We start from the raw sequence: 9,737 nt of genomic DNA, 5'->3' as shown, positions 1-9,737 counted from the left end.
CCGCGAGGTGGTGGATGACGAACAGCAGCCGTCCCCGGTCGGGGCGGTCCTCGGTGGATTCGAACCAGACGACCTGCGCCATGATCCCCGTGTAGGGATCCAGACGTGCTGTGGCCGAACGTAACTCGGAGTCGATGATCGAATGGAACCGCGGACCTGCGAGCGAGTCGACCGGAACTCGGCGCAGCAGGTCGGCAGCGGCCACGGAGCCGGCCGGCAAGACCTCCACAGCCGCCTCCCGAGGCGACGCCGCCCGGCGGAGCTGCGCACGGAGAAGGTCGTGGCGGTCGAGGACGGTCTGCACCGTGTCGGCCAGCGACTCCGGGTTCATTCCGGCGGGCGCGGTCAAGAGAGCAGCCTGCGAAAACCGGTCGATGTCCGTGCCCCGGTCGAGGAGCCAGTGCACGATCGGGGTCAGTGGCATCTTGCCCACTCCGCCCCCGGGTAGTTCCTCGAGGACCGGCGACTGCGTGCCGGCGGAATCGATGGCCCTCGCGAGCCGACTGATGGTCCTGTGCTCGAACACATCTCGTGGCGCCAGGACGACTCCGGCCTCTCTGGCCCGCGCCACCAGTTGGATGGCCATGATGCTGTCGCCGCCCAGAGCGAAGAACGAATCGTCGATGCCCACCTCGTCGAGTCCCAGGACGTCGGCGAAGACCGCCACGAGCACGCGTTCGATATCGGTGGCCGGCATGCGGCTCGATGTTCGTGCAGCGAAGTCGAACTGTGGCAACGCGTCACGATCGACCTTGCCGTGCGCTGTCAAGGGGAGCGCGGCAAGGGGAATGACCGCGGTGGGAACCATGTGGGCCGGCAGGGCGGCCGCGAGATGGGTGATCAGCTCGGCACCGTCGAGTTCGGTTCCCGTTGTGGCTACGACGTAACCGATCAGGTGCGCGGTGCCGTGGGTGTCTTGTTGGAGAACGACAACGGCCTGCGCGACACCGGTATGCCGGAGCAGGGTGTTCTCGACTTCTCCGGGTTCGATCCGGTAACCGTGCAATTGCACCTGGAAGTCGCTGCGACCCCGGTACTCGAGTTGTCCACGGTCAGTCCACCGGGCGCGGTCGCCGGTGCGGTACATCCGCGTCCCGGGTGCGCCGTGCGGATCCGCCACGAAACGCGCTGCGGTCAGTGGCATACGTTCGAGATAGCCTCGGGCCAATTGCTTTCCGGCGATGTACAGATCGCCGACAGTTCCGGGAGGCACCGGGTGCAGGCGACGGTCGAGGACATACGCGCGGGTATTCCACACCGGCGCCCCGATCGGCACGATCGGGTTCTCGTCGCCGGCGTCGACGTCGACGTCGCAGTAGGTGACCGTGACGGCGGCTTCGGCGGGACCGTACATGTTGCCCAGTCCCAACCCGAGCTCGAGCACCTTGGCCGCTGTCCGACGGGAGATTGTTTCACCGCCGGAGAGGACGCGCCGGAGCGAAGCGGGCAGAGCGCCCCGTCTGTCGTCCACGAACATCGCGAGCATCGACGGAACGAACTCGACGACGGTGACCTTTCCGGTGGCCAGCGTGGCCGTCAGGTAGTCGAAATCGAGGTGACCGTCGGGCCGCAGAAGGATCAGGACAGCACCGGCACACAGGGGCGCAAGGCACTCCCAGACAGCTACGTCGAAGGCGATCGGCGCCTTCTGGACCGTGCGATCACCGGGGCCGAGCGGCAGCCGGGATCGCGACCATCTCAACTGAGTGGCGATCGCGGCGTGTGAGACCGTCACCCCCTTCGGGGTACCGGTGGATCCGGAGGTGAACACGATGTAGGCGCTGTTGGCCGCCCGCAACGGCGCGACTCGATCGTCATCGGTGATTGGCGCGCAGTCGCGGCCCGAGACGTCGAGGCTCTCGAGCCGGAGACCGACCAGACCGTCGGGCAGGGGGACGTCGGTATCGCCGCCGATCAGGACGAGCGCCGGAGTGGAGGTCTCGAGAAGGTAGGTGAGGCGTTCGGGGGGGTTGGCGAGATCGAGCATCAGGAAAGCGGCCCCGGTCTTGGTGACGGCATAGAGTCCGGCCAGCAGCTCAAACGACCGCGGCGCCGCGAGTGCAACAATGTTCTCCGGTCCGATATTTCGTGAGATCAGTTCACGAGCGAGCCGATTCACCCACATGTCGAAGTCCCGGTACGTCATCGAGCGGTCCTCGAATGCCACTGCGTCCGCGTCGGGAGTGCGGGCGACCTGCGCATCGAACAGGTCGACGATCGTCTCCTCTGGACTCTCGTGTGCCGTCGCGTTCCATCGCTCCAGTACGAGATCGCGCTCGGTGTCGTCGAGGAGTACGAGGTCACCGACGGCGACGGTGGGGTCGGCGAGGGCGGTGTCGATCACGCGGAGGAATCGGTCGGCGAACCGCTGAACGGAGTGCTCGTCGAACAGATCGGTGGCATAGATGATCTGTGCGCTGATTCCGGCTGCGGATCCGGCGCCGTCGACGTGCTCGCGCAGCACCACGTTCAGGTCGAACTGCGACAGGTGCGCATCGAGGTCGACGACGGAGACGTCGAGTCCGGGTAGTTCCGGTTTCGGCTGCTCCATGTTCTGAAACGAGAGCATGACCTGGAAGAGGGGGTGAACGGCGGCCGAGCGGGCCGGGTTGAGTTCCTCCACCAGTCGCTCGAACGGTATGTCGGCGTGGGCGAATGCCTCGATGTCGGTGTCACGGACGCGAGCGAGCACCTCGTCGAACGATGCTGCCGATTCGATGCGAGTTCGCAGGACAAGTGTGCCGACGAACATTCCGACGAGGTCGTCGAGAGCCTCTTCGCCGCGACCGGCGATCGGAGATCCGATGGTGATGTCACGGGAATCGGCGAGGCGGGAGAGCAGGACCGCGAGAGCGGCGTGCACGGTGACGAAAGGTGTCACGCCGTGTCCGAGTGCGAACCTGTCGATCCGTCGGTGGATGGCCGGTGGAATGTCGAACCGGACCGCGGCGGCCCGAGTGGAGGCGGTCGCGGGTCGGGGATGATCGAGGGGAAGTTCGAGCCGGTCGGGGAGGCCGGCAAGTGTCGTGCGCCAGTAGCGGAGTTGTGCCGATAGGGGTGAATCGGGATCGTCGGTGGATCCGAGCATGTCGCGTTGCCACACCGCGTAGTCGGAGTATTGGATCGGAAGCGGCGGCCACTCCGGCGCGCGGCCGCGGTTGCGGGCGGTGTAGGCGACCGTCAGATCGCGGGCGAGGGGAGCCAGTGACGAGCCGTCCGCGGAGATGTGGTGGACGATGACGGCCAGCACGTGGAGGTGTGGGTCGACTTGCCAGAGGAAGGTGCGCAGCGGGAGCTCCGTCGTGACGTCGAATCCGGCGACCACCGCGTGGCGAATGAGCGGGGCGAGGTCGGACTCGTCCGTTACCGGAATCGGTGACAGCTCGAAAGGCATGTCCTCTAGCGGTGACACGACCTGGACGGGACCGTTCTCGGTAAGGGGATAGACGGTACGCAGTGCGTCGTGTCTGCCGGCGACGTCCCGCAGTGCCGCGCGGAGGGCATCGACGTCGAGCGGTCCCTTGATACGCACGACCATGGGAATGTTGTAGGTGGCTGCTGTGGTGTCGAACTGGTTGACGAACCACATCCGCTGCTGCGCGAAGGAGACCGGCGCGGGCTCACTGTGCTGGCGCGGACCGAGTGCCGGTCGGCCGGCGGGCAGGTCTTCCTCCGTGTCGAGGACTGCCGCCAAGGCCTCTACGGTCGGCGCCTCGAACAGCGTGCGTACTCCGATTTTGGTGCCGAGAGCGGAGTTGAGCCGGGCCACCACCTTCGTCGCGATGAGGGACGTGCCGCCCAGTTCGAAGAAGTTGTCGTCGATCCCCACGCCGGCGATGCCGAGTACGCGAGCGAAGACTCCGGCGACCGTTTCCTCGTGCACTGTTCGGGGGGCGCGGAACTCCGCGACGTCCATGAGAAACTCGGGCACGGGCAGTGCTGCATGGTCGACGGCACCGGTGGCGTCGAGGGGAATCGCGTCGACGACGACGATCGCGGTCGGCACCAGGTGAGAGGGCAGGGTTGTCGCAGCGTACGTTCGGACCGCGGCCGGGTCCACGGACGCGCCGGGTGTCGCCGCGACGTAGGACACCAGCATCGGCTCGCCGGAGGTGCGAGTGTGGTCGACGGTGACCGATTCGTCGACGGTGTGATGCTGGCGCAAAACCGTGTCCACCTCGTCGGCCGCGACTCGGTAACCGCGAAGTTGTCGCTGAAAGTCGCAGCGCCCCAGTATCTCCAGCCGCCCGTCCCGGGTGACTCGCGCGAGATCGCCCGTGCGGTACATGCGTTGGCCCGGGTCTCCGAAGGTGCAGGCCACGAAGTGGGTGGCAGTGAGTGCAGGCCGGTTGTGGTACCCGCGGGCCAGTTCGTCACCGCCGGCGTACAACTCGCCGATGACTCCGTTCGGCACGAGATTCAGCCTGCGGTCGAGCACGACGGTGCGTCGATCGGGGCAGGGCCGCAAGGCGAGGTCGGTCACCTCGCGCGCCGTGGTTGCCGTCACGGAAGCGAGGCACGTGAGGGTTTCGGTGACCGTGTACAGGTCGACGACGGCCGACGTGGTCTCCACCCAGGAGGACAGTAACGAGATCAGATCCTTCGTGGGGGGCTCACCGGCCAGGACGACCAACCGCAGCGGCGGGGGGTCACCGGCCGTGGATGTCCATGCGTGTGCCGTCTGCTCGAACGCGGTGGGGTTCTGGCTCAGTACGGTCACCCGCTCGTATCGAAGCAGGGAACACAGATCCTGCGGTGAGCGTGCGGTCCCGGCGTCGACGATCACCAGGCGAGCTCCGTGCAGAAGTGCACCCCACAACTCCCACAGCGTGAGGTCGACGGCGTGGGACGGCACCATCGCCCAGACGTCGGTTCGGTCTGATCGCCACGTGCGGGGTGTCTTCGCGAATGCGGAGATCAGGCCGCGATGCGTCATCATCACCGGTTTCGGGCGCGCAGTGGACCCGGCAGTGAACACGAGGTACGCGGCCGAGTCCGGCCGCAGTGCCTGGGCCCGCTCCGTCTCGGTGACCGGTGCCGCCGAGATCCCGGCGATCTCCGCCATGACGTCGGGTGCATCGACGAGAACCGGTGTTGCACCGAGACCGAGCAGCGCGCCGGCGTCGGCGCGTCGGGTCAGCACGAGGGCGGGCCCCGCCTGGGTAAGGGCATGCGCAATGCGAGCAGCGGGCCAGGACACCTGGAGCGGAAGGCAGACGCCACCAGCGACGAGCACGGCGATAGTCGCGACCACGGATTCGATCGAGGGTGGAAGTGCCACCGCCACCACGGTTTCGGAGGTGACATCGCGGCGTTTCAGATAGCGGGCCCATCGGTTGACGCGGGCCGCGAGGTCGGCGTATCCGAGGGTCTCACCAGCGAAGGTGAGCGCCGCGGCACGCGCATACCGCGCGGTGCTGCGCGTGAACTCGTCCACGAGCGTGCCGGTCACCGGTGCGGGGGGACCGCGCCACGCGGCCAGGGCAGCGTCGTGCTCCTCGACGTCGAGAAGGTCGATGTCTCCCACCGGAACGCCCGGATCGGTCGTCACGGCCTCGAGGATCCGGACGAATCGGTCCGCGAAGGTGTCGATGGTGTCGGGGTCGAACAAGTCGGCGGCGTAGATGAGGCCGGCCTGCATGCCGAGCGGTGTTCCGTCGCCCGCAAGGTTTTCGGTAAGCCACAACTGAAGGTCGAACTTGGAGACGCCCGCGTCGTACGGCACCGGATCGATGTGCAGGCCGGGAAGCGCGAGGCCGTACAGTCCCTGACCCGAGGGCAGGATGTTCTGGAATTCGAGCAGCACCTGGAACAGCGGTGGGTGCGCGGCCGACCGCTGAGGGTCCAGCGCTTCCACCAACTGCTCGAAGGGGATGTCGGCGTGCCCGAAGGCGGCGAGGTCGACCCCGCGGGTCTGCTGGACGGTTTCGGTGAAACTCGCGGCGCGATCTATCCGTGTGCGCAGGACCAGAGTGTTCACGAACATGCCGACCACGTCGTCGAGCGCCGCCTCACCCCGGCCGGCCACAGGTGTGCCGATGGCGATGTCGTCGGACCCGCTCAACCGCGCCAGCAACACCGCAAGGGCTGCGTGCATGGTCATGAACACCGTGGAGGTGTGGTGACGGGCAAGCGCCCGGATCCTGCCATGCAGCGCCGCACCGATGTCGAACTCCGCGCGTCCTCCGCGCAGCGATTGCTCGGCGGGACGGGGGCGGTCGGTCGGCAACTCCAGCAGCTCCGGTAGCCCACTCAGGTTTTCCGACCAGTAATCGAGTTGGCGGGAGACCGTGCTACCGGGATCGCTCTCGCTCCCCAGCAATTCGTACTGCCACAAGGTGTAGTCGACGTATTGCACCTCGAGGGGCTCCCACTGCGGTGGCCGTCCGGCGGAGCGTGCCGTGTACGCGGTCGTCACGTCGCGTGCCAACGGGGCCGTGGACGCCCCGTCGGCGGCGACGTGATGGATGACCAGCGCCAGCACGTGTTCGGTGTCGCTCAGCTCGAACAGGGCGACGCGCAGCGGAGCTGCTTCGCTGACATCGAATCGTGAGGCGCAGATCTCGGCAAGGTGCCGGTCCAGGTCCGTTTCGTCGCGCACCGGAACGGGGTGGATCTCGGGTACGGCCTCCGCCGCGCTCACGACAACCTGATGGGGGCCGTCGACCGAGGCGGGAAAGACGGTGCGGAGTGTTTCGTGGCGTTCGACCACGTCGGTGACCGCGGCCACCAGCGCCGGGACATCGAGCACACCGGCGAGTCGCACGACCAGGGGGATGTTGTATGCGGGCGACGTGGTGTCGTACTGGTTGATGAACCACATCCGCTGTTGGGCGGGAGACAGCGGGACCCGCTCGGGTCGCGGAAACGGGCGGAGCCGCGGTCGGTCCGCGCTTCGGGGGCCGGCACTTTCGATCCGGGCGGCGAACGTCGCAACAGTCGGCGCGTCGAACAGTTCGGCGACTTCGCACCCCGTCCCCAACGCAGCATTCACCCGGGCGACGACCCGCGTTGCGGTCAGGGAGTTACCGCCGAGGTCGAAGTAGTCGTCGTCGACTCCGATACCCTCGACACCCAGCACGGACTCGAAGACCCTCGCTATCGTCTCTTCCGTCGGTGTGGTTGGTGTCCGTCGGCCGTTACCCGGGCGGACGGACGGTGAGGGGAGCGCCTTGCGGTCGAGCTTGCCGCCCGGGGTGAGGGGAATCATGTCGATGGGTACGAGCAGGGGCACCATGTATTGGGGAAGGGTCTGCCGAACGTGACGTTCGACGTCGGCGAGATCCAGCACCTCACCGGTCGCCGCTCGCACGTACGACACCAGCGTGGTCTCCCCGCTCCCGGTGTCGTAGTCGACCGTAGCCGCGAACCCGACGTCCGGATGCTCTGTCAGCACCGCATCGACTTCACCGAGTTCGATCCGGAATCCCCGCACCTTGACTTGAGAGTCGCTGCGTCCGATGTAGTCGAGGACGTGACTTCTCCTCGTCCAGCGAACCACGTCCCCGGTCCGGTACATCCGATCACCGGGACGCCCGAACGGGTTGGCGACAAACCGAGCCGCGGTCACGGCGGGGCGGCGGTGATAACCGCGGGCGAGGGCCGGACCGGAGAGATACAGCTCGCCCGAGACCCCCGGCGGAACGGGGTGGAGTCGTTCGTCGAGAACCACGACGGACATACCGCGCACCGGACCGCCGATCGTCACCGGATCACCGGACGGCATCGGCCCCGTCAGGGTGGACATAATGGTGGCCTCGGTCGGTCCGTACGCATTGAACATGCGGCGGCCTGGCGACCACCGCACCACTGCATCCGGCGGACACGCCTCTCCAGCTACGACGAGATGGGTCAAGGTGGGCAGATTCCCGGAGTCGAGGGTCGCCAGCGTGGACGGAGTCAGCACCGCATGAGTGACCCGTCTTTCGGTGAGGAACCGGCTCAGCTCGACGCCGCCGAACACCCCCCGTGGGACAATCTCCAGCCGCGCTCCGGACCCGAACGCCGCCAGCGATTCGAAGAGCGAGGCGTCGAAACTCGGCGACGCGAACTGCGCGACCCGGGCCGCGGGATCAACCATGAGGCTTTCGCGTTCCGCGACCACCAGGTTCACGAGGCCACGATGAGTCACCACCACGCCCTTCGGGACTCCCGTCGACCCGGAGGTGTAGATGACATACGCCGGATTATCCGGTCGCAGCGGCCGGCACCGGTCCGCTGCCACGAGGGCGTCGGCGCGGCATCGTTCGATGTCGGCGGTGGTGGCCGCGTCGTCGAGTTCGATCCAGGACGCCGAGCAGGCCTGCGTCAACGCCGCACGGTACGAGGATGCGGTGATTCCGATCTGTGCGCCGGAGTCGGTCAGCATATGGCCGATGCGTGCGGCCGGATAGGTTGGATCCACCGGTAGGAAGGCGGCGCCCGACTTCGCGGTCGCCCACACCGCGATCACGAACTCGATCGATCGGGGGAGTGCCAGGGCGACAACAGTTTCCGGACCGGATCCGCGTTCGACGAGTAGGCGGGCGAGCCTGTTCGAGAGTCGATCGAGTTCCCGGTAGGTGAGCTTCTCGCTGCCGTCCGCCACGGCGACGGTAGTCGGCTCGGCCGGCATGGCGGCGGTCAGAAGATCGGGGAACAGCTGCACCGGACGGGCGGGTTCACCGACTGCGGGCGTGAGCCCGGCCAGTACGGCGGGCGCAGCGAACACGAGATCCCCGACCGCGACGTCGGGCTCGGCGGTCGCGGCCTCGAGCATGCGGACCAGTTGATCGGTGAAGATCTCGATCGTTGCCGGGTCGAACAACGCGGTCGAGTAGACGACCTCGACGTCGATACCTGATTCGGTACCGTGCTCCGTGCATATCACCTGCAGATCGGTTCCACCGCCGGCGGGCATGCGAGCGGCGGCGTCCGCCCCGCCCGTGCGGGCGAACACGAAGCCGACCTGAAATGGGTACGACGCGCCCGGCGCCGTCGGCAGACCCAGTGTCGTCGAGAGCTCGTCGAAGGGGACCTCAGCATGGCGGAAAGCAGCCACCTCAGTGGTGTGCACCGAAACAAGCAGGTCCTCGAAGGTCGATGCGGTGTCGACCCGGGACCGCAGGATCAGCGGCCAGCCGTGCGGGCCTGCCGGGGTGCCGACCGCCACGTCGGCTCGACCACTCAGCCGGGCCAGCAGCGCGGCAAGGGCGGCGTGTACGACGGAGTAATTCGTGAAGGCGCCGACCTGACCGAGGTCCCGGATCTTGCCGTGCACGTCAGCGGGCACGCGCATGACCACGCGGCCGTCGAGATCAGCTAGGGGGCCGGGGCGGACATGATCGGCTCGGAGGATCGGCTCGGCGGACAGCCCGTCGAGTACGCTCCTCCAGAATTCCAGCTGCACCGCTCGTCGCCGGAGTCGTGCTCTCTCCGCCGCGGTCTCGGCGTGGAGATCCGCCGTGCCCGTCGCGGGATCCGCGGTTAGGAACTCCTCGAACAATCCGACGAAGGCCCGCTGATGCGACTGCAGGTCGTCGTCGGTGTAGCGACCGGGATTGCCCCGGAACTCGACCATCGTCTTCTCAGGTGTTCCGGTCGTATACACGTTGACCAGCAGGTCATCGACCGGCCCGGAGGTGACTACGTGAAATTCCCCGGCGAGTGTGCCGAGGGTGATCCGCGGATGGAAGAGCATCACGTTGACCATCGGCGCCGCGAGAACGGGGACGGCCCGCCGGCTTGCGGCCTCCCTG

The 9,737-nt window shown here is 67.3% G+C and carries 1 protein-coding gene; it reads right to left on the bottom strand.

All coding sequences use genetic code 11. The features are described from left to right. Nucleotides 1–9,737: non-ribosomal peptide synthetase (locus MLGJGCBP_RS11425; protein ID WP_160095646.1), on the bottom strand; the 9,737-nt coding region annotated here is incomplete at both ends.

Source organism: Rhodococcus sp. T7 (assembly GCF_009872365.1).
GTDB lineage: Bacteria > Actinomycetota > Actinomycetes > Mycobacteriales > Mycobacteriaceae > Rhodococcus_F.
Note: the sequence above shows the minus strand (reverse complement) of the source record. Positions and strands in the feature narration are given on the sequence as shown.